Source organism: Pseudomonas alloputida (assembly GCF_021283545.2).
GTDB lineage: Bacteria > Pseudomonadota > Gammaproteobacteria > Pseudomonadales > Pseudomonadaceae > Aquipseudomonas > Aquipseudomonas alloputida.
In genome coordinates, this window is record NZ_CP128540.1 from 1,069,146 (window position 1) to 1,088,294 (window position 19,149).

Sequence of the window (19,149 nt, forward strand, 5' to 3'; positions counted from 1 at the left end):
AGGTCGGTTCAAGCGATTGCAGGTGCCTTGGCGCTCGCCTTGTGCGCCAGCAGGGTGTAGATGCACGGCAACACAAACAAGGTAAACAACGTGCCAATCGACATCCCGGTGGCAATCACCATACCGATGTCAAACCGGCTGACCGCTCCTGCCCCGCTTGCCAGAATCAGCGGCACCATGCCGAACACCATAGCCGCAGTGGTCATCAGCACCGGCCGCAGGCGAATGGCCGCTGCTTCCTCGATCGCTTCGCGCACACTCAAGCCACGCTCATCGCGTAGCTGATTGGCGAACTCGACGATCAGGATACCGTGCTTGCTGATAAGCCCGATCAATGTCACCAGCCCGACCTGGGTGTAGATGTTCATGCTCGACACACCCAGGAACAGCGGCAAAAGCGCGCCACAGATGGACAACGGCACTGTCACCAGAATCACCAACGGGTCGCGGAAGCTTTCGAACTGTGCAGCCAGTACGAGGAAAATGATCGCCAGCGCCAGGCCGAAGGTGACCCACAATGCGCTGCCTTCCTGTACATACTGGCGGGCCGCGCCGGCGTAGTCGAAGGCAAAGCCTTCCGGGGCCTCTTCGCGAGCGATGTCCTGCACGGTCTTGAGCGCCTCGCCCAGGCTGACCATGGGCACGCCCTGAATGATCGCAGCGTTCAGTTGCTGGAACTGGTTGAGCTGGCGTGGGCGAGCGCGGTCGGTGAGGGTGATCAGGGTCGACAGCGGTAGCAACTGGCCCTGGTCGTTCTTCACGTAGTAGTTGTTCAGCCAGCCGGGGTTGTCGCGGTAAGGCCGTTCAACCTGGGCGATCACCTTGTAACTGCGGCCTTCAAGGGTGAAACGGTTGATTTCCGCCTCGCCCAGCAGGGTCGCCAAGGTGCCGCCGAGGGTGTCCATCGACACCCCCATCTGCGCCGCCTTTGCCCGGTCGATGTCCACCACCACTTCGGGTTTGTCGAAGGCAAGATCGATATCGAGGAAGGCGAACTTGCCCGATTCCTGAGCGCGCGTCTTGATGCGTTGGGCCACGTCCAGCAGTGCCGGGTAGTCGCCAGCGGTATTGATCACGAACTGGAATGGCAAGCCCTCGCCAGTGCCGGGTAACGAAGGCAGGTTGAAGCCGAAGATCTGCAGCCCGCTGATTTCCTCGAGTTTGGCCTGCACCAGCGGCAGTAGCTCCATCTGCGTGCGTTCGCGCTCGTTCCAGGGCTTGAGCAAAAAACCACCGATACCGGTCTGCACGCCGTTGAAGCCGTTGATCTGAAACGACGAGTAATACTCGGGGAAGGCCTTGAACAGCGGTGTGAACTGGTCGGTGTAGGCGTTGAGGTAGTCGAGGTTGGCCGGTTGAGGCGAGCTGCTCATCATGAAGATCACCCCCTGGTCCTCGTTGGGCGCCAGTTCGTTCTGGGTGAATTTGAGCAGCACCGGGATCAGGCACAGGATGATCACGGCAAACACCAGCACCACCGGCCGGCTGTCGAGGGTGGCGTGCAGCAAACGCTGGTAGCGCCCTTTCAGGCGTTCGAACAGCTGATCGAGGCGGTGGGCCAGGCCGCTCGGGTTCTGCTCCCGGCGCAGCAGCAGGGCGCACATCATCGGTGACAGGGTCAGGGCAACGATTCCGGAAATGATCACCGCCCCGGCCAGCGTCAGGGCAAACTCCTTGAACAGCGCGCCGGTGAGCCCGGTGAGGAAGCCGATCGGTGCATACACGGCGGCAAGGGTGATGGTCATGGACACCACTGGCATGGCAATTTCGCGCGCGCCTTCCAGGGCTGCATCGAACGGCGACTTGCCTTCTTCCATGTGCCGGTGAATGTTCTCCACCACCACAATGGCATCGTCCACCACCAGGCCGATGGCCAGCACCATGGCGAGCAGGGTCAGCAGGTTGAGCGAGTAGCCCATCATCTGCATGAAGAACAGTACACCGATCATCGACAGCGGTATGGTCACCACCGGAATCAGTACCGAGCGCAGGGCACCGAGGAACAGGAACACCACGACGATGACGATCAGAACCGCTTCGCCCAAGGTCTTGATCACTTCGTCGATCGAGGCCTGGATGAACCGCGTGGCGTCGTAGGCAATCGATACGTTCAGTGCCGAGGGCAGCTGGCTTTCCAGCTCAGGCATGATGCGCCGCACTTCCTTGATGACATCCAGCGGGTTGGCGGCCGGGGTGGCCTTGATGCCGATATAGACCGACGGGGTGCCGTCGAACGAGCTGACCGTGTCGTAGTTTTCTGCGCCCATCTCGACCCGCGCCACATCGCCCAGCAGCACGCGGCTGTCACCGCTGGTCTTGAGCGGCAGGGCGGCGAACGCCTCGGCCGACTTCAGCTCGGTGCTGGCGTTGACGCTGGTGACCACGTATTCGCCTTTCACCTCGCCAGCGGCGGAAAGGAAGTTGTAGCGGCGTACGGCATTGGTCACGTCGGTAGCCGAAAGGCCGAAACCGGCCAGCTTCACCGGGTCCAGCCACAGGCGCATGGCGAACACCTGGTTGCCGAGGATCTCCGCCTCGGCCATGCCCGGCAGAGTGGCCAGCTTGGGCTGGATAACCCGTGACAGGTAGTCGGTGATCTGCGGGTTGCTCATTTCCTTGCTGTAGAAGCTGACGTACATCAGCGCCGAGGCGTCGGCAGCTTCCTTGCTCAGTACCGGGTCTTCGGAGTCCTGGGGTAGCTTGTTTCGCACCTCATTGGCCTTGGCCAGCAGCTCGGTGAACAGCCGGTCGCTGTCGGCGCCAATGCGCGCGTAAATGGAAATGATCGAGAAATTCTGCCGGCTCACCGAGGTCATGTAGTCGATGCCTTCGGCGCTGGCCAGGCTTTGCTGCAATGGCTGGGTGATATAGCCCTGAATGGTTTCGGCGTTGGCCCCGGGGTAGGCGGTGGTGACCGTGATCAGGGCGTTTTCCATTTGCGGGTACTGGCGGATCTGCAGCTTGTTCCAGGCCTGGAAGCCGAGCAGCAGAATCAGCAGGCTGACCACGCTGGCCAGCACCGGGCGTTGGATGAACGTGTCGGTGAACGCCATGTCAGCCTCCTGAGTCCTTGGCCGCTGCGCCCGGTTCGGGCTTGAGGGCGTTGTCCTGGCCTATGCGTATTGCGGCACCGGGTGTGAGTTTCAGCTGCCCGGCGGTGACCACCTGTTCCCCGGCCTGCAGGCCTTCGCTGACTACAACCACGCCGTCTCGGCGCTCGCCAGTCTTTACCGTGCGCTGTTCGGCGACCAGCTGGGGTTGGCCCTTGTCGTCGTACACCGGTTTGCCATCCTTGTCCTTTCTCGGTGAGGCGACATACACCGAGTTGCCATACAGGGTGTAGGTAATGGCGCTTTCCGGCACCACCACTTGCGGCTGCGGGTTGGGCAGCAGAATCAACAGGCTGGCGAACATGCCTGGCAGCAGTTTGCCGTCGGGGTTGGCCATGGTGGCGCGTACCAGCAGGTTGCGCGTGGTTTCCTCGACCTTGGGGTTGATGGCGCTGAGGCTGCCGGGGAAGCGCTGACCCGGGTAGGCGGCCACTTGCACCAGCACCTGCTGGCCCAGGCTCAGGTGTGGCAGCGCCTGTTCCGGCACGTTGAAGTCTACGTACAGGCTGGAGGTGTCTTGCAGGGTGGCGATCACAGTGCCGGCGGCCAGGTACTGGCCGATGTCCACCTGGCGGATGCCGATGGTGCCGCTGAAAGGTGCATTGATGCGTTTCTTGATCTTCTGCGCCTTAAGCTGCTCGACCACCGCCTGGTTGCGCCGGTACTGGGAGGAAAGGCGGTCGAACTCGCCGCGGGAGATGGCCGAATCGCCCACCAGCTGGCTGCCACGGCCGAAGTCGACCTTGGCCAGGCCCAGGTCGGCCAGGGCGGTACCGAGCAGGGCTGTTTCCTGATCGTCGTTGAGCTGCAAGAGCAGTTGCCCGGCCTTGACCTGTTGGCCTGAGTCGAAGTGCAGGGATTTGACGATGCCTTCCACCTCCAGGCTCAGATCCACGCCCTGCAGCGCCTTGAGGCTGCCGACAGCGGGCAGGCGCTCTTGCCACGGGCGCTGTTCGGCCATGGCAGCCGCCACGGTGATGGGGGGCTTGGGGGCAGTGAACATCTGGATCTGCTGGTAGATCGAGAAGGCTTTGTAACCCCCCAGGGCCAGCACGATCAGCAGAACCACGGCCAACATGATGAGCATGCGGCGGCGCAGCATAGGTCCGGTTCCTTGGATGCAGTTGTTATTCGCTTCTACACGACAACGGGCGATCCTGCCCACGTGCGGATGGGGGAAGTATTGACTGTTTTTCCGGAGGTGGGGCGTGAAATGCCTGTGCCGGCCTTTTCGCGGCTAAAGCCGCTCTCATCAAACAAAATGCAACCCATTGTTTTCTAAGCACTCAAGCGGCCACCAGTTGATACCCCAGTTTCCGGGCTTTGCGAAGCAAAGCCCGGACCTGCCGGTCTTGGCTTCTGGTTTCGAACTCCTCAAGACCTTGTTCAACATAAGCCTGCTTCTTGGTTAACAGGTTGTACACCAGACGTGCCAACTGATGCGCAGTGGCCTTGATGGCGCAGCTGGTATCCATTCGAGTCAGTCTGGCTCGGTGCGATGCGCCAATGAAACCCTTGTCGTTACGGGCATTGGATGCAGCCTGCTTGAGTGCTTGCGCTGCTCGATTGACTATTTTGGGCCCACCACCTGCCAGTCGATGACCGCCGGAAATTCGGGTAGGGGGAGCCAGTCCCAACCAAGAGCAGAAGTGCTGTGAGGACGGGAAGCGTGATAGATCTGTACCGATCTCCCCTGCCAGCACTAATGCAGTGTCCACCCCAATGGTTGGAATTGCGGTTAGGTCCACGCCAAGAACTTTCCACAAAGTCTGATGCAATACAGTCTGTTGGGCGCCGTTTCGGTGTGGGCTCCGTAAAGGCTTCTTGGATGGCTCTGGCTTGTTTTGCAGCACCGGCAACTGCTCTAACGCGGCTTTTATGGCGTCGTCACAATCTGCAATTTGCTGCTCCAGGAAGTCATAGGCAGCCAATTCCTGAGTTAGCGCATGCAAATGCTCGCGCCGCCAATTGCCATGAAGACTCCGAGCGACAGCCTCCTTGCCTGCCTTGATGCGGCGGTCGGTTAGTTCAGCCAGTTGCACTGGGTCCCGTTCACCTGCGCAGATGGCCCGCAAAATCTTCATGCCAGTTACACCGGAAATATCACTGATGACATTGGCCAGCTGGATGTTCATTTGGCTCATGGCCTTTTGCATCCGGTTCAGCGTCTGCGCCTGGTCTTTCACTTTGGAAGCACGCTGCCTGACCAATGACCGGACGCAGCAGGTCAGATCATCGGGGCGGAATGCGCCTCTGAGCAGTCCATGAGTCATCAGCTGCCAGATCCACTGGCAATCCAGCACATCTGATTTACGGCCCGTGATTTGCCGAGTTGCTCTGGCATTGACGAGATAAACGTCAAAACCGCGCTCGCTGAGAATCTCGTAAATTGGAATCCAATAAACCCCCGTGGATTCCATGGCAACGACCTTGATCCCCAGGCTTTCAAGCCAGTTAGCCATCTTGAGCAGGTCGTCAGTAAAGGACGTGAACGACTGGACGGGATTTTCGTGCCGGGGATCGACCGCCACGAAATGCTCTCGACCACCGACATCGATCGCCGCGCAATCGGGATGGACGACGGTAAAGCGTTGCTTGGAAGGCTTGCGCGCCATGATGAATCCTCGCAGGATAAAGGGCGCGCGGGGCACACGGTGGCGAAAGGGTTCACTCTCTCATACGTGGTCACAGCTGAATCAGCTGATGCCTACAGGGACTTCACGCCGATACCGTGCGGATCACTCTCCTACGCGGGTGTGCAGACACACACCAGTGCTGGCTACGATCTCTGTCCCGCGCACACGAACCCTAACAAAGCAAAAGGCGGCTGGCCCTACCGGGCCAACCGCCTTTTCTTTTTCAAAATGTCAGCGTCGCTGCGGAACTGAAGCCGTACACCTCATGTTTGCTGCGCGACAGCGCAGCCCGGAAGGGCTGGGTGATCTCCTACAGGGACTGTGTAGAACCCTGTGGGATCGGCTTTAGCTGGGAGAAGGCCAGTGAATGCAACAGAAAAATCAGACGAGATGCAGGTGGTTGTCCCAGAAGCCGGACGGCAGGTTCATCGGTTGCCCGACCAGTTCGGCCTTGCGGCAATCGTAGAACCGGCAGCGGCCCTGCCCGGAGGTGACGACAAAGCCGTCCTTCACCGCGCCAACGCCTGCGCAGTCGGGCATCGGGGCATCCAGCCGCACCGCGCCGCTGTCCAGGTCCCAGACGAACAGGCGGTTGGCCCGCGGTGCCGTCAGCGCCACCAGCCGCAGCTCGCTGTGGATGGCAACGCTTGCGGTGTATTGGGCCATGGCTTGCAGTTGCCGCTCCGGTACCGGGAAGGCCTTGAATGGCTCGCCCGGGCGCTTGATCGCCAGCAGCTCGGCAGTTTCATCGGCATCGCCCATGAACTGCTGGCAGGCGGCGATGGTGCCATCGCTGGCCACTGCCAGGTGTCGCACGCTGTTCATCTGCTGGGCCAGGGTTTCCTTGCTCAGCAGGGTGCCGTCGCGCTGCATCAGCACCAGGCTCGGTTGCATGGCGTCGAGGTTCATCTCGACACGGCTTTCGGCCTCGGTACGGATACCGCCGTTGGCCACGACCAGCGTTTCACCGTCAGGCAGCCAGGCAACCTCGTGCGGGCCGATACCGTGGGTCGGAATTTCACCGGTGTGTACCAGGCGTTCGCCTTCGAAACGGTACACGCCAAGCACGCCGCGCCCTGGGTCGGTGGTGTCGTTCTCGGTGGCATACAGCCATTCGCCGCCTTTGTGCACGACGGCGTGGCCATAGAAGTGCCGGTTCGGCTGCGAGGCTACCGTTTGCAGCAGGCGCCCGTCACGCAGGTCGATCAGGTAGCTTTCGGTACCTGGGCGGCGGGCGACGAACAGAGCGATTGGCTGCTCGGGGTGGTGGATGATGGCATGGCAACGCTGAGCGACCTGCGTGCTGAACACCTGTGTACCGTCCAGGCGAAAACCTACGGCATAGTGCTGGCCGTCGCCGTTGTCACGCGCCGAGAGCAGCAAGGGTTCGCTGCCTTTGCTGCGGAACAGGCTCCAGCCGCCCAAGGTGAGGGCACTGAGCAATACGCTACCGAGTTTGAGTGCCTGGCGTCGCAGCATGATCAGTCACCGTCGTTGGCATTGAAGCCCAGCTGGATGTTCAGCGCCTTGGCCAGATCGCCTTCGTGCAGGCGGTGGACGACGTTCAAGCTGTCGTAGATCTGGTTGAGGGTTTGCTGACCAGCGTCGTCGGCCAGCAGTTCACCGAGCGTTTTCTGGTTGTCGGCCAGCAACTTGAGCGAGGTAGCGTAGGCGGCGTCGATCTTGTCCGCCAGCGCTTTCTGATCGCTGGGCAACAGGCCGCGCAGGCCCTGGTTGTCTACCCCGACCCAGACGGCTTCGGCGGCCTTGAGGCTGGCCTGCAGGCTGTTCATCGAGTTGTGGCTGCGCCAGGCCTCGGCCTGCAGCGGCTGCGGGATGCCCTTGCTCTGACGGCCCATCGGTGCGCCGAGCTTCTTCTTCAGGGTGTCCAGGGCGGTCACCTGGGCGCGCAACAGATCGGCGATAGCCTCATGGGAGTCGGCATAGCGCTGGTTGGGGAACTTGGTCATCTGCGAAAGCATGCCGTCGGTGCTGTTCCAGCCTTTGAGAATCTCCTCTGCCAAGGCCTTCTGGTGCGCGCCGATGGCCACCAGCAGCGGGCAGTAGCGGGCTTTCTGTTCGGCAGTGGCGATGTCCGGCTTGCTGTCGAACAGGATGTACTCATAGGCCGACAAGCCACGTACCACTACGCTGGACTTGCCCAACGCCTCAGCATCAACCGGCTTGTCGCCGTTGACCAGTTGCTCGACCTGACGCCCGACCAGGTTTTTCTTGTCAGGCCAGAATTGTACCTGCCAGGCGCGGTTGCCTTCAGCCAACGGGCCGACCAGTAGCGGTTGCAGCTCGGCCCAGGCTTTTTGTGCATTGAGGAAGTCGGCGCGGGCTTTGTCCAGGCTTTCCTTGCCTTCGCAATAGGCCAGGGCACTGGCAGCCAGCGTACGGTCGGCTTCGACCCAGCGGCTGTAGGTAGGCAGGATCACCTGGTTGGCGATGGCGGCGGAGGTCACTGCTTGCGGGTCTTGTGGCGAGCAGGCACCGAGGGCGAGTGCGGCGAGGCTGGTGAACAACAGTTTGGGTCGGAACATGCCCGGCTCCTTTGCGCGTTTAAAGTGAGTTCAGGAACGCGAGCAACGCAGCGCGCTGCTCGGCATCGAAAGTGAGTACGAAATTGCGTGCCGCCTCGGCTTCGCCACCGTGCCACAGCACGGCCTCAAGCAGGTTGCGGGCGCGGCCGTCATGCAGGAACTGGCTATGGCCACTGACCGTTTCGCTCAGGCCGATGCCCCACAGTGGCGGCGTACGCCAGTCCTGGCCGTTGGCGGCGAATTCGGTGCGCTCGTCGGCCAGCCCCGGGCCCATGTCATGCAGCAGCAGGTCGCTGTAGGGGCGGATAACCTGATTGGCCAACGCGGGTTCGGTGGCGTCGGCGGCGGTGGTGAACTGCGGTGTGTGGCAACCTTGGCAACCCGCCTGGTAGAACAGGTTCTTGCCCGCCAGCACCTGTGGCGAGCCGACGTCACGGCGGGCCGGCACAGCCAGGTTGCGGGTGTAGAACGTGACCAGGCGCAGGATGTTGTCGCTGACTTCTTTCTCGCCATCGGCCCCGTCGCCGTTGGGCGCAGTCAGGCAGCCGGTTTGTGCCGGGGTGCAATCGTCGTTGGGCAGCAGGGTGCTGGTCAGGCCCATGTCGCCGGCAAAGGCGTGCACGTTCTGCTGGTTGACGTTGGGCTGCCCGGCTTTCCAGCCGAAGCGGCCGATCACTGTTTTGCCCTGGGCGTCGTCCCATACACGGTTGGCCCGCCCGCGGATGCCATCGCGGTTACGGTCGTCCGGGTCTTCGTTGGCCAGCAGGTCGGCTTCGGGGATCGCTTCAAGCAGGCCCAGGCCGATCATTGGTGGTGCCACCCGCGCAGAAAAACGCGTGTCGGGGTGCATCACTCCATAGCCGAGCTGGGTGATTTGCAGGGCTGGCTTGCGCAGCTCGACCTGATGGCCGTCCTTGAATGACAGGGTTTCGCGGGTGTAGCTCACCCGCACCTTGCCTTCGGGCGCCACGCCGGGTATGGCCATGTCCTGCAACTGGGTACCGTAGACGGGCTCTGGCACCACGCCGAGGCGCTCGATCACTTTGGCCAGGTAGGGTTGGTCGGGGATCGACAGGCGTACCAGCATACCCACCGCGTTGCTGTCGCCCGGCTCTGGTGGGTGGCCACGGCCGTCGCGCACGTGGCAGTTCTGACAGGCGTTGGTATTGAACAACGGGCCCAGACCATCACGCGCGGTGGTGGTTGACGGCGCAATCACCCAAGGGTTGCGAAAGAAGCTGTTACCCACGGCGAAGTCCAGGCGTAGCTCTGGCGAGAGGTTGGCCGAGGGCAGGGAATAGGCATTGCGGTCGCTGCGCTGCACGGTCGCCTGGCCACCCGACAACGCTTCGCCGGGCTCGGCGTGGGTGAAGCGCGGGGCGTCGTCACAGGCGGCCAAGGCCAAGGCCAGCAGCAGAGGGGGGAGTCGGGACAGCGACAAGGACATCGAGAATCCTGGGCGTGAGCGAAAAACCGGCGTGCAGCTTAGCAGGCCCAGGATCATTGAATAAGAGCAATTTGCGTTTGCTTGATGAAATCGCTGCCAGCGCGGTTGCTCAGGCCATATAGAGCATGAAGTGTCGGTTGACCAGGTTGACGATCAGGTTCTTGTTGCCGCCACCGCGATTATCGCCGGTGACTTCGATGACTTCTTCGCTGGTGTATTCCATGGAGGAGGCGGTAATGCACTTGACCGCGTCCATGTGCGCAGGTTGCCAGTAATCCTGGAATAACCAGATGTTGGTGTCGGCAGACGGGCCGAGGATCAGGCGCAAGGCCTTGTGGTTCTCAGTCGATCTGCCGATCCACGGGATGGCCAGCGAGCCATTCCAGACGTGCTGCGCGCCGACTGCCAGGCTGTTGCTGCGGTTTTCACCGTCGATCAGGGTCAAGGTATAAGGGGTGTTATTGGCGATGGAGCGCAAGTAAGTGACGTTGGCCATGTTTTGTTTCCTTTCAATGTTCAGTTTTTGGGCGGGGTAACGGGCTGGTCGGGGCGCGATAGACATAGGCCGCGAGCAAGGTGATTTCGTTGAACGGGGGGGCGAGCTCGGCGGGATGAAAGCGACCGAGCAGCTGCATCCCATGGTCAATGGCGACTGCTTCGAACATCCGGCGGTCGGTTTCGTTGGGGTCGTAGAGGTAGATCTTGCCGGGGCGGGCAACTACCCGGCACATCTCCTCGGCCACACGGTGGGTGATCGGAGCGCCCATCAGCGTCACGTGAGGGACTGCATGGTCGTCGAGGGGAAAGTCCGGAGCATCGTATTCGTATACGACGATGAGGTTGGGAATGTGCCCGCCAGCGAACGGCCCGTTGGAGATGAGCTGGCCAGCCTTGTTCAGGTTGTACGCATCGTTGAATCCGGTGATGAGGTCTTCCCCATTCATGCGCTGGACGATTCGGCCTTCGCCCCAGACATCAAGAATCTGCAGCACTGTGCCTCCTGTTAGGTTTGATCGAAGGCCTACAGGATGAGCATCTGCGTGCACGCCAGGCAGCGGGAAGCGTTTTACCCGGCAGCAAACGAAAACGCCCGGCACAAGGCCGGGCGTTTGCGGTGAAGCGCTACAGCAGGATCAGAACTCGTGATCCGCAGTGTCCGGGTTCAGGTTGGCAATGCCCAGCTTGCCCGCAGCCTGTTCGATCGACCCGGTCTGCTTGACCAGGGCGGCGATGGCGTCCCGCACAACCTGGTTGCCGGCAGCGTTGTCGGCGGCGATCAGCTGGTCGTAGTGCTCGCCTTTGAGGGCGTGGTCTACGATCACCTGAAGCTTGGCCTCGGTGGCTTCCAGATCGGCCTTGAGGGCTGCATCGGCGGCCGGGTCAACCTTGGCGACCAGCGACGACAGGCTAGGGCCGGTAAGCTTGGTGCCGTCCGGGCGGGTGTACTCGCCCAGGTAGACGTTGCGGATGCCCTTGGCGTCGTAGAAGTGCGAGTAGTGAGTGTTGTCGCTGAAGCAGTCTTGCTCGTCTTCCGGCGAGTTGGCTTCCAGCGAAACTTTCATGCGCTCGCCAGCCAGTTCGCCCAGCGACAGGCTGCCCATGCCGAACAGCATCTTGCGCAGGCCGTCGTTGACAGGCTCGGCTTCCAGCTTGGCGCGGTAGTTGTCGGCGACGTTCGGTGCCCAGTTGCCGACCATCTCTTCGAGGTCGGTGACCAGCAGGTCGGTAACCGCTTTCAGGTAGGCGCGGCGGCGGTCGTTGTGGCCGCCGGTAGCGCCCTGGCCTTCCAGGTAGTCGGATGCCGGGCGATTGCCAGCGCCAGGGCCGGTTCCGTTCAGGTCCTGGCCCCATAGCAGGAATTCGATGGCGTGATAGCCCGTGGCAACGTTGGCCTCGGAGCCAGCCAGCTCGTTCAGGCTAGCCAGTTTCTCGGGGGTGATGTCCTTGACGTCCACCTTCTCTTCACCCACCTGGATCTCGGTGTTGGCGATGATGTTGGCGCTGGCACCCGGGTTGCCCAAGGCGTGCTCGTAGCTCTTGTCGACGTAGTCGATCAGGCCTTCGTCCAGGGGCCAGGCGTTCACTTGGCCTTCCCAGTCGTCGATGATGGTGTTGCCAAAGCGGAAGGTTTCGCTCTGCAGGTACGGTACGCGCGCGGCGAACCAGGCTTCCTTGGCGGCTTTCAGGGTTTCGTCGTTGGGCTTGGCCAGGAACGCATCGACCGCGGTCTGCAGCGTCTTGGCAGTGCTCAGCGAGTCGCTGTACACGGCGTAGACCATGTCGGTGTAATGCTTGACCACGGCTTTGCCGGCTGCTTCGTCGACAGCCCCTGGCGCAGCGGTGGTGGCAGCAGCAGGTGCCTGGGCTTGCGGCGCGGCGGCTTTTTCGTCCTTGCCTTCACCGCAACCGGCGAGGGCGATGGCAATGGCCAGCAGACTGGCGGAGGCCAGAGGCATTCGAATCATTATTGGTTTTCCTGCATCGTGTGGTTGGACCAAAGGGGTGGACCGTGCGCCGTGGCACGCAAAACTACAACATCATGCGAAAGATTTGCATTTGCTGTAAAGGGGCGGGCGCGCAATTCATGTAAATCAGGGGCTCGGCCTGTAACCGGGCAGGTGCCTCAGGACACCGAAACCCGGTTGCGTTGCGCTTGTTTGAGGAAGTGGGTCAGTTCACGGGCCGAAAGGGGCTTGCTGTAGTGGTAGCCCTGGCCCTCGTGGCAACCCTGGGCCACGATGTAGGTTTCCTGCTCGGCCGTTTCCACGCCCTCGGCGATCACCTGCATCCCCAGGCTCTTGCCCAGCTGGATGATGGCGCGAACGATGGTGGCGTCGTCATCGTCGTCGAGCAGGTCCTGAACGAAACTCTTGTCGATCTTGATCTTGTCCAGGGGCAGCGACTTCAGATAGCTGAGGGACGAGTAGCCGGTGCCGAAGTCGTCGATGGCAATCAGCGCCCCGGAGCGGCGCAGGCTCAACAGGTGCTGGGCGGCGGTGCTGATGTCTTCCATCAGGCCGGTTTCGGTGACTTCCAGTTCCAGGCTGCGCGGTGGTAGGCGATAGGCTTGCAGCAGGTTGTTGACCACCCGTGGCAGCTCGCTGTGGTGCAGTTGCACGGTAGACAGGTTGACCGCCATGCGCAGGTCGCTGAAGCCCTGGTCGTGCCATTCGCGCAGTTGCCGACAGGCCTGGTCAAGCACCCATTCGCCGATGCTGATGATGCTGCCGTTCTGCTCGGCCAAGGGGATGAACTGGTCGGGTGGCACCATGCCCAGTTCCGGGTGCTGCCAGCGTAGCAGGGCCTCTACGCCGACCACTCGGTGGTCGCGGTAGCTGATCTGTGGCTGGTACACCAGGTACAGCTGGTTGCGGGGCAGGGCTTCACGCAGGTCCTTTTCCAGTTCGCGACGGCGACGCATCTCGCTGTCGACGCTGGCGATATAGAACTGGTAGCGGTTGCGCGAGCGGGCCTTGGCCAGGGTCATGGTCTGTTCGGCTTTCTGCAGCAGTTTTTCGGTGCTGTCACCGTCTTCGGGGAAGAGGGTGATGCCGATGGTCGCGCGCAGGCGGATTTGCTCGTGGTCGAGGTCGAACGGTACTTCCAGGTCGTCAAGAATGCTTTGCGCCAGTTCGGCAGCCTCATAGGGCTGCTCGATATTGGCCTGTACCAGGGCGAACTGGTCGCCGCCCAGCCGCGCCAGAGCGCCCAGGCGGCCGCTGTGGGCGCGTAGTCGATCGGCCAGGGCCAGCAGCAACTGGTCACCGACCTGGTAGCTGAATTGTTCGTTGATACCCTTGAAGTCGCCCAGGCCAACGCACAGCACTGCCACACGGTGCTGCAGGCGGCCGCCGTCGACGAGGATCTTGTCCAGTTGCTGCTGCAGTTGCTGGCGGTTGGGCAGGCCGGTGAGGAAGTCGTACTGGGCCATGCGCTGCAGGCTGTTTTCCGCCTCGTGGCGCAAATGGGTGTTGCGCTCGATCGAGGCCAGCAACTGGTTGGCGGTGTTAACCCACAGGCCCAGCTCGTTTTTCTCGTGGCCCTTGAGCAGCGGTATCTGGTGCTGGCTGGGGCGGTCAGGGTTGATCTGGGTGAGGTGCTCGATGATCTTCGACAGCGGTTTGGTCAGCAGCCAGTGGTAGACCAGGTAAAGCACCAGGCCCATGGCCATGGCCCGCAGCACGCCGGATATGAAGATGATCACCGCGTTGATCAGGAAATCTTTGCCGTAGGAGGAGGTATCGAGGGTAATGCTGAGGTCGCCGTAGTATTCGCTGTAAGGTCCACGGCCGACCAGTTGCGTGGTGTAGGTGCGCTCCTGGCCGAGGATGAGGTCGGTGAGCCAGCGCATGGACATGTCCTGCAGCGGGCGGGACTTTTCTGCCAGCATGGTTTCGTTGGGATGGCCAATGGAGGCCATGCGCACTGATTCGTCCTGGAACAGGCCTTCCATGACCTGCATGCCCATTTCACGGTCGAGGCTGTAAACCGCCTGGGTCGAAGGATCGCGGAACATGTCGAGGATGCGCTGGGCGTCGCTGTCCACGGCCTGGCGGGTCTTGTAGGTGTCATAGATGATTTGCGCACAGCTGAGCACGACGCCGACCGCCAGCGCCGACAGCAGCACGACCCTGAGCAACTTGACCGACAAGCTGTTCCGCAATTCCAGCTTCAATGGGGTTTCCTTAATCCATGCGCATGGCATCATTTTGCCATCAACGATGACGATACACTACCGGCCGACCATTAGCAGTGTATCGGTTGCCTGACCCCGCAACTTGAATGCGCTGTATCAATCTTCCAGAGGTTTGATGTTAGCGTGGTATGCGGCCTGAGCAAGCAAAACCGTGCCAGCCTGTTTGCGGCAACACAGGCACAAAAAAACCCGGCACATGGCCGGGTTTCTCGTTCAAGGCCGAATGACTCAGGCCTTGAAGGTCTTGCCTTCGAACTGCTCGGCAACGAAGGCCCAGTTGACCAGGTTCCAGAACGCCTCGACGTACTTCGGACGCAGGTTGCGGTAGTCGATGTAGTAGGCGTGTTCCCAGACGTCGCAGGTCAGCAGCGGGGTGTCGCCGCTGGTCAGTGGGCAGCCGGCGCCGATGGTGCTGGCCAGGGCCAGGGAACCGTCAGCTTTCTTCACCAGCCAGCCCCAGCCGGAACCGAAGGTGCCCACCGAAGTCTTGGTGAACTCTTCCTTGAACTTGTCGAAGGAACCGAAAGCGGCGTTGATGGCGTCAGCCAGTGCACCGGTAGGCTGGCCGCCGCCGTTTGGCGACAGGCAGTTCCAGTAGAAGGTGTGGTTCCAGACTTGAGCGGCGTTGTTGAAGATGCCGCCCGAAGAGCTCTTGACGATCTCTTCCAGGGTCTTGCCTTCGAATTCGGTGCCTGGGACCAGGTTGTTCAGGTTCACGACATAGGTGTTGTGGTGCTTGTCGTGGTGATACTCCAGGGTTTCCTTGGAGATGTGCGGCTGCAGGGCATCATGGGCGTACGGCAGCGGCGGCAATTCAAAAGCCATGGTGGATCTCCTGATTCAGGTCTGTTTGCGGTTTGCGCAAGGCCGATCACGGGCGGCCCGATAAGCGTCGGCGAGTCTGTACTCTTTGCGACGCAAGGGCTGGATCATAGCACCGGGCCCGGCGCATAACCACGCAACAAACATAGGGAATAGAGGTTCCGCAGGGGGCGGGCTGTGCCGACCGGCGGCTCGGCGTTGCGCGGGTGTTGCCTGCAAGACCGCGTGCCGCTCGATCTTGCCGTTGATGAATATGCCGCGCCCCGAGGTCAGTTGAAGATCAATTGCGCCGCCACCGCGAACATCATCACCGCCACCATCAGGTCGAGCATGCGCCAGGTCGCCGGCCGCGCCAGCCACGGTGCCAGCCACGCCGCGCCAATGGCCAGGGTCGAGAACCACAGCAGCGAAGCGCTGGCCGCACCGGCCACGTAGGCGCCAGGGGCGGACTGCTGAGCGCCCAGCGAGCCGATCAGCAACACGGTGTCGAGGTACACGTGCGGGTTCAGCAGGGTCACCGCCAGGGCGCTGAGCAGTACGGCGCGACGTGAGCGAACGCCTTGGCCTTGCTGGTGCTGCAGGCTCTGCTTGGAGCAGGCGCTGCGCAGCGCCTTGGCGCCGTACCAGATCAGGAACACTGCGCCGCCCCAGCGGGCAATCGCCAGCAAGGTCGGGTTGTGTGCCAGCACGGTGGCCAGTCCGAATACTCCGGCGGCCACGAGGATGGCGTCACAGACGATGCACAGCGCTGCCACCGGCAGGTGATGCTCACGGCGCAGACTCTGGGCGAGGACGAAGGCGTTCTGGGCGCCAATGGCCATGATCAGACCGAAGGCCACCAGCATGCCATTGAGATAGCTTTGCCACATGGCAGGGCTCTCCAAAAAGGGTCACGAAAGATGCTGGCCATTGTGATGTTCGGCGCTGTATAAGAAAAACAAATAAAGCTCATCACCCATTAGGAAAATCGATGTTCGACTACAAACTGCTGGCTGCCCTCGCGGCAGTGATCGAACAAGGCGGTTTCGAGCGTGCGGCGCAGGTGCTGGGCTTGTCGCAATCGGCGATTTCCCAGCGCATCAAGTTGCTTGAGGCGCGGGTCGGCCAGCCGGTGCTGGTACGTGCCTCGCCGCCCGGCACGACCGAAGTCGGCCGCCAGCTACTCAACCATGTGCAGCAGGTGCGCCTGCTCGAACGCGACCTGCAGCGCCAGGTACCGGCGCTGGACGAAGAGGGCATGCCGGAGCGCCTGCGCATCGCCCTCAACGCCGATAGCCTGGCCACCTGGTGGGCCGGCGCGGTGGGCAACTTCTGCGCACAACAGAACGTGCTGACCGACCTGGTGGTTGAGGACCAGGAAGTGGGCCTGAAACGCATGCGTGCCGGCGAAGTGGCGGCCTGCCTGTGTGGGAGTGAGCGGCCGGTAGCCGGCGCACGCAGTTTGCCACTGGGGGCCATGCGCTACCGGGCATTGGCCAGTCCCGTGTTCATGGCGCGGCACTTCCCCCAAGGTTTTGTCGCCAGCCGCCTGGCCCGTACTCCAGCGATCGTGTACGGCCCGGACGATTTCCTGCAGCATCGCTACCTGGCATCGCTGGGCATAGAGGGTGGTTTCCTGCACCACCTGTGTCCTTCATCCGAAGGCTTCCTGCGCATGACCGAGGCCGGGTTGGGATGGGGCCTGGTGCCCGAATTGCAGGCCCGGGAGCAACTGGCCAGTGGGCAATTGGTGGAAATCTGCCGCGATACCCCTATCGATGTGCCGCTGTACTGGCATCATTGGCGCAATGGCGGGCAATTGCTCGCGCAACTGACCGACCACCTGCGGCACACCGCACAGCATTGGCTGGTGCCCTTGTAGCCATGGCTGGCGTCAGTTGCATCTGAAATCTGGCAAGACGGAGTGTTACATGCGAATTCTGGTCACCGGCGCGAGTGGCTTCATTGGCGGGCGTTTTGCGCGTTTCGCCCTGGAGCAAGGCCTGGACGTGCGCGTCAGCGGCCGCCGTGCCGAAGGGGTCGAGCATCTGGTCAAGCGTGGCGCACAGTTCATCCCGGGTGATCTGGGTGACGCCGAGCTGGCCCGGCGTTTGTGCCAGGGTGTCGAAGCCGTGGTGCATTGCGCTGGCGCGGTGGGTAACTGGGGGCGCTATCAGGATTTCTACCAAGGCAACGTGGTGGTGACCGAGAACGTGGTCGAGGGCTGCCTGAAAGAGCACGTACGGCGCCTGGTGCATCTGTCTTCGCCGTCGATTTACTTCAATGGCCCTTCGCGTCTGGACGTCCGTGAAGACCAGGTACCGCGTCGCTTCCACGATCACTATGGGCAAACCAAGTACCTGGCCGAGCAGAAAGTGTTCGGTGCCCAGGAGTTCGGCCTGGAAGTGCTGGCGCTGCGTCCGCGTTTCGTTACCGGCGCGGGCGATGCCAGTATCTTCCCGCGGCTGATGCAGATGCAGCGCAAAGGGCGTGTGGCGATCATCGGCAACGGCCTGAACAAGGTCGATTTCACCAGTGTGCACAACCTTAACGAGGCGCTGCTAAGTGCATTGTTCGCTGATGACCGGGCGCTGGGCCAGGCCTACAACATAAGCAACGGCCAGCCACTGCCGCTGTGGGACGTGGTCAACTACGTGATGCGCCAGATGCAGCTTCCCCAGGTGACCCGCTACCGTTCCTATGGTCTTGCCTATAGCCTGGCCACGCTGAACGAGGCGGCCTGCATGTTATGGCCAGGGCGCCCGCAACCGACCTTGTCGCGCCTGGGGATGCAGGTGATGAGCCGTGATTTCACCCTGGATATCAGCCGTGCCCGGCAGTACCTGGACTACCAACCCAAGGTCAGCCTGTGGACGGCGCTGGATGAATTCTGCGGCTGGTGGAAGCATTTGCCGCCCGGCTGACAATGGTCATCAATGCGCTGCGCTTGCGGTTTATACTCGTGCCTCTTTGTGACTACCGCGGTTGAATGTATCCATGCGTAACCATGCTCACGATGACTTTGATGACGTGCCTGCCTTGCGGGCGGGCACCGTTGATGATGACGAACTGATGCCGGCGCATGTGATGCGCAGCCGCCAGAAAGCCGCCCGCGGGGCCAGCACGGCGCCGTTGTGGGCATTGCTCGGTGCCTCGTTCATCGCCTTGGCGGGGCTGGGCTGGTGGAGCTTCCAGCAGATCTCGCTGATGGAGCAGCAACTGGTGGCGACCCAGGAAAGCTTTGCCCGCATCAGTGAAGAGGCGGCTGGCCGCCTTCAGGCAATCAGTGGCAAGGTGGCGGCCAGTGAGTCTGGCGCCACTACCAGCAGTGAGGCATTGAAGCTACAGCTGCGCCAGTTGCAGCAGGGAGTTGCCGGGCAGACCGGCGACCTGGGCAAGCGTCTGGAGCAGGTGCTGGCTGATACCCGACAACAGCAGAAGGCTGTTACCGAGCTGCAAAGCCAGTTGCAGGCGCAACTGAAGCTGGTGAATGGCGAGTTGGCGGCGCTGCGTTCGGGCCAGGTCGATGGTGGCAAGCTGGATGCCCAGTTCAAGAGCCTGAGCGAGCAGGTTGCCGCGCTGAAGGCCTCACAGGTGGATGGCGCTCAGCTGGACGGCCAGCTCAAGAGTTTGGGTAGCGAGGTGGCGGCCTTGAAGAAACAGGGCAACCCGAGCGCTGACATTCAGAGCCTGCAGCAGGACATGCTGGTGTTGAAGAGCCAGGTCGACAACCGCCCGGCTGCGGCGTCATCCAGTGGTGCTTCGGTGCAGGAGTTCGATGCCTTCCGTGCGCAGATGACGCGTAATCTGAATACGCTGCAGAGCCAGATTCAGAACCTGCAGCAACAGATCAACGCCCGTCCGTAACATCAGCTGAGCCTTGTTCGCGGGCACGCCCGCTTCCACAGGATCG

Annotated in this window: 15 protein-coding genes; 3 read left to right on the forward strand and 12 right to left on the reverse strand. The window is 61.8% G+C overall.

What is annotated here, in order from left to right:
* Nucleotides 1-8 precede the first annotated feature (8 nt).
* The 12 genes from LU682_RS04845 to LU682_RS04900 form a co-directional block, all read right to left on the reverse strand.
* A complete protein-coding gene (locus LU682_RS04845) occupies nucleotides 9-3,053 on the reverse strand; it encodes a multidrug efflux RND transporter permease subunit (RefSeq protein WP_010952110.1) in 3,045 nt (1,014 codons plus the stop codon).
* 1 nt (nucleotide 3,054) lies between these two features.
* A complete protein-coding gene (locus tag LU682_RS04850; protein WP_049586450.1) occupies nucleotides 3,055-4,212 on the reverse strand; it encodes an efflux RND transporter periplasmic adaptor subunit in 1,158 nt (385 codons plus the stop codon).
* Nucleotides 4,213-4,396: 184 nt separating this feature from the next.
* Nucleotides 4,397-5,725 (reverse strand): IS110-like element ISPpu9 family transposase, encoded by a 1,329-nt coding sequence (locus LU682_RS04855; protein WP_010952293.1) that lies wholly within the window; start codon nucleotides 5,723-5,725, stop codon nucleotides 4,397-4,399.
* A gap of 402 nt (nucleotides 5,726-6,127) precedes the next feature.
* Nucleotides 6,128-7,225, reverse strand: a complete 1,098-nt coding sequence (locus LU682_RS04860; RefSeq protein WP_010952112.1) for a DUF1513 domain-containing protein — start codon at nucleotides 7,223-7,225, stop codon at nucleotides 6,128-6,130.
* A 2-nt stretch (nucleotides 7,226-7,227) separates the two neighbouring features.
* On the reverse strand, nucleotides 7,228-8,292 hold the full coding sequence (locus LU682_RS04865) for an imelysin family protein (RefSeq protein ID WP_010952113.1): 1,065 nt from the start codon (nucleotides 8,290-8,292) through the stop codon (nucleotides 7,228-7,230).
* Between the two features lie 19 nt (nucleotides 8,293-8,311).
* Entirely contained in the window at nucleotides 8,312-9,739 is a 1,428-nt protein-coding gene (locus tag LU682_RS04870; protein ID WP_010952114.1) for a di-heme oxidoreductase family protein, read from the reverse strand.
* 109 nt (nucleotides 9,740-9,848) lie between these two features.
* Nucleotides 9,849-10,235 carry a hypothetical protein gene (locus tag LU682_RS04875; RefSeq protein ID WP_010952115.1) on the reverse strand — a complete coding sequence of 129 codons (387 nt, stop codon included), beginning with the start codon at nucleotides 10,233-10,235 and terminating at the stop codon, nucleotides 9,849-9,851.
* Between the two features lie 13 nt (nucleotides 10,236-10,248).
* On the reverse strand, nucleotides 10,249-10,731 hold the full coding sequence (locus LU682_RS04880; protein WP_049586451.1) for a hypothetical protein: 483 nt from the start codon (nucleotides 10,729-10,731) through the stop codon (nucleotides 10,249-10,251).
* Between the two features lie 141 nt (nucleotides 10,732-10,872).
* Nucleotides 10,873-12,204, reverse strand: a complete 1,332-nt coding sequence (locus LU682_RS04885) for an imelysin family protein (RefSeq protein ID WP_010952117.1) — start codon at nucleotides 12,202-12,204, stop codon at nucleotides 10,873-10,875.
* A gap of 158 nt (nucleotides 12,205-12,362) precedes the next feature.
* Entirely contained in the window at nucleotides 12,363-14,414 is a 2,052-nt protein-coding gene (locus tag LU682_RS04890; protein WP_232914905.1) for a putative bifunctional diguanylate cyclase/phosphodiesterase, read from the reverse strand.
* A 249-nt stretch (nucleotides 14,415-14,663) separates the two neighbouring features.
* Complete coding sequence (locus tag LU682_RS04895) at nucleotides 14,664-15,260, reverse strand: superoxide dismutase (RefSeq protein WP_003255187.1); 597 nt, start codon at nucleotides 15,258-15,260, stop codon at nucleotides 14,664-14,666.
* Nucleotides 15,261-15,526: 266 nt separating this feature from the next.
* Complete coding sequence (locus LU682_RS04900; RefSeq protein ID WP_003255185.1) at nucleotides 15,527-16,126, reverse strand: LysE/ArgO family amino acid transporter; 600 nt, start codon at nucleotides 16,124-16,126, stop codon at nucleotides 15,527-15,529.
* A gap of 101 nt (nucleotides 16,127-16,227) precedes the next feature.
* Here LU682_RS04900 and LU682_RS04905 point away from each other — a divergent pair, with 101 nt between their 5' ends.
* The 3 genes from LU682_RS04905 (at nucleotide 16,228) to LU682_RS04915 (ending at nucleotide 19,103) form a co-directional block, all read left to right on the forward strand.
* Complete coding sequence (locus LU682_RS04905; RefSeq protein WP_003255184.1) at nucleotides 16,228-17,118, forward strand: LysR family transcriptional regulator ArgP; 891 nt, start codon at nucleotides 16,228-16,230, stop codon at nucleotides 17,116-17,118.
* A 49-nt stretch (nucleotides 17,119-17,167) separates the two neighbouring features.
* Entirely contained in the window at nucleotides 17,168-18,160 is a 993-nt protein-coding gene (locus tag LU682_RS04910) for an NAD-dependent epimerase/dehydratase family protein (RefSeq protein WP_010952121.1), read from the forward strand.
* 73 nt (nucleotides 18,161-18,233) lie between these two features.
* Entirely contained in the window at nucleotides 18,234-19,103 is an 870-nt protein-coding gene (locus tag LU682_RS04915; protein ID WP_049586455.1) for a hypothetical protein, read from the forward strand.
* Nucleotides 19,104-19,149 lie beyond the last annotated feature (46 nt).

Excerpts from the sequence above, each read along its gene's own strand:
- LU682_RS04850 (WP_049586450.1), bottom strand. The coding sequence starts at position 4,212 with ATGCTGCGCCGCCGCATGCTCATCATGTTGGCCGTGGTTCTGCTGATC.
- LU682_RS04915 (WP_049586455.1), top strand. The coding sequence starts at position 18,234 with ATGCGTAACCATGCTCACGATGACTTTGATGACGTGCCTGCCTTGCGG.
- LU682_RS04855 (WP_010952293.1), bottom strand. The coding sequence starts at position 5,725 with ATGGCGCGCAAGCCTTCCAAGCAACGCTTTACCGTCGTCCATCCCGAT.
- LU682_RS04910 (WP_010952121.1), top strand. The coding sequence starts at position 17,168 with ATGCGAATTCTGGTCACCGGCGCGAGTGGCTTCATTGGCGGGCGTTTT.
- LU682_RS04895 (WP_003255187.1), bottom strand. The coding sequence starts at position 15,260 with ATGGCTTTTGAATTGCCGCCGCTGCCGTACGCCCATGATGCCCTGCAG.
- LU682_RS04900 (WP_003255185.1), bottom strand. The coding sequence starts at position 16,126 with ATGTGGCAAAGCTATCTCAATGGCATGCTGGTGGCCTTCGGTCTGATC.
- LU682_RS04865 (WP_010952113.1), bottom strand. The coding sequence starts at position 8,292 with ATGTTCCGACCCAAACTGTTGTTCACCAGCCTCGCCGCACTCGCCCTC.
- LU682_RS04905 (WP_003255184.1), top strand. The coding sequence starts at position 16,228 with ATGTTCGACTACAAACTGCTGGCTGCCCTCGCGGCAGTGATCGAACAA.
- LU682_RS04860 (WP_010952112.1), bottom strand. The coding sequence starts at position 7,225 with ATGCTGCGACGCCAGGCACTCAAACTCGGTAGCGTATTGCTCAGTGCC.
- LU682_RS04870 (WP_010952114.1), bottom strand. The coding sequence starts at position 9,739 with ATGTCCTTGTCGCTGTCCCGACTCCCCCCTCTGCTGCTGGCCTTGGCC.
- LU682_RS04885 (WP_010952117.1), bottom strand. The coding sequence starts at position 12,204 with ATGATTCGAATGCCTCTGGCCTCCGCCAGTCTGCTGGCCATTGCCATC.
- LU682_RS04875 (WP_010952115.1), bottom strand. The coding sequence starts at position 10,235 with ATGGCCAACGTCACTTACTTGCGCTCCATCGCCAATAACACCCCTTAT.
- LU682_RS04845 (WP_010952110.1), bottom strand. The coding sequence starts at position 3,053 with ATGGCGTTCACCGACACGTTCATCCAACGCCCGGTGCTGGCCAGCGTG.